The sequence below is a fragment of the Streptomyces katrae genome (genome assembly GCF_000966975.1).
GTDB classification, from domain to species: Bacteria; Actinomycetota; Actinomycetes; order Streptomycetales; family Streptomycetaceae; genus Streptomyces; species Streptomyces katrae.
The window spans coordinates 1-1738 of the sequence record NZ_JZWV01001617.1; the positions used below are offsets into that span (position 1 = coordinate 1).

General features: G+C 77.1%; 1 protein-coding gene and 1 pseudogene. Both read left to right on the plus strand.

Going from position 1 to position 1738, the window contains the following annotated elements:
* Positions 1-876: energy-coupling factor ABC transporter ATP-binding protein (locus VR44_RS39645; RefSeq protein WP_045952551.1), on the plus strand; the 876-nt coding region annotated here is incomplete at its 5' end.
* Positions 873-1738 (plus strand): annotated as a pseudogene (locus tag VR44_RS39650) (ECF transporter S component); the annotation flags it as partial. The gene VR44_RS39645 and the pseudogene VR44_RS39650, both read left to right, overlap by 4 nt.

A 1738-nucleotide genomic window follows, 5' to 3' on the forward strand; every position in this document is an offset into this window, starting at 1 on the left:
GCCCCCACCCCCCGCCCCGGCCTGCTGGCCCGCCTGACCGCCCGCTCCCGGCGCGGACCGGACGACGCCATATCCGGATCCGGAACCCCCGCCGCCGGCGCCCCCGCCACTGCGGCCACCGCCACCGCCCTCCACATCCGCCGCGCCCGCGCAGAGGTGCTCCACGACGTCAACCTCACCGTCGCCCCCGGCGAGACCATCGCCCTCATGGGCCGCAACGGCGCCGGCAAGTCCACCCTCCTCGCCGCCCTCACCGGCACCCTCGCCCCCACCACCGGCCAGGTGACGGTCGGCGGCCGCACCCCCCACCGCACCCCGCCCCCGGAGATGGTCCGCCGGGTCGGCCTGGTCCCGCAGGACCCCCGCGACCTCCTCTACGCCGACACCGTCGCCGCCGAGTGCGCCGCGGCCGACGCCGACGCGGGGGCCGCGGCCGGGACCTGCCGGGCCCTGGTCAGCGCCCTGCTGCCCGACGTGCCGGACGGCACCCACCCCCGGGACCTGTCCGAGGGCCAGCGCCTCACGCTCGCCCTCGCCCTGGTCCTGACCGGCCGCCCCGCCCTGCTCCTCCTCGACGAGCCCACCCGCGGCCTGGACTACGCGGCCAAGGCCCGCCTGGTCGAGACCCTGCGCGCCCTCGCCGCCGACGGCCACGCCATCGTCCTCGCCACCCACGACGTGGAGCTCGCCGCCGAGCTGGCCCACCGCGTGGTCGTCCTGGCGGGCGGTGAGATCGTCGCGGACGGGCCCACCGCCGAGGTCGTGGTGTCCTCGCCCGCCTTCGCCCCGCAGGTGGCGAAGATCCTGGCCCCGGGCCACTGGCTCACGGTCTCCCAGGTGGCCGCTGCCCTGCAGGATCCGGAGGCCACGCCATGACCCGGACCCGGACCGGCCCCACGCCGTCCCGCACCGGCACCGGCACCCGCCCGCCCCGCCCCGTCCGCATCGGCCCCCGGGCCGCGGCGGCCCTGGTCCTCGTCACCCTCATCGGCGTCGCCGCCTTCGGCTGGCCCCTGCTCGCGGACGGCCAGTCCGCTCTGGCCCGTTCCCAGGACGCCCCCTGGCTCTTCGCCGCGCTGCTCCCCCTCCTCGTGGCCGTCGTCGTCGCGACCATCGCCGACCAGGGCATGGACGCCAAGGCGGTGGCGATGCTCGGCGTGCTGGCCGCCGTCGGGGCCGCGTTGCGCCCCCTCGGCGCGGGGACGGCCGGCCTGGAGCCCATGTTCTTCCTGATGGTGCCCAGCGGCCGGGTCCTCGGCCCCGGCTTCTCGGCCCCGGCTTCGGCTTCGTCCTGGGCGGCGTCACGATGTTCGCGTCCGCCCTGCTCACGGGCGGGGTGGGGCCGTGGATGCCGTTCCAGATGCTGGCCCTGGGGTGGTTCTCGCTGGGCGCCGGGCTGCTGCCCGGGCCGGAGAGGATCCGGGGGCGGGCCGAGCTGGCGATGCTCGCGGCGTACGGGTTCCTGGGCTCGTTCGCGTACGGGACGGTCATGAACCTCCAGGGCTGGGTGCTGCTCCAGGGCATGGGCCAGGGGGTCTCCTTCCACCCGGGGGACCCGGTTCCGGCGAACCTCGCCCGCTTCCTCGCGTACTGCCTGGCCACCTCGCTGGGCTGGGACCTGGGGCGCGCCGCGCTGACCGTCGTGCTGACGCTCACCCTCGGCGGCACCCTGCTGAGGGCGCTCCGGCGGGCGACTCGGAAAGCTGCGTTCGACGCGTCCGTTTCCTTCGATTCGCCG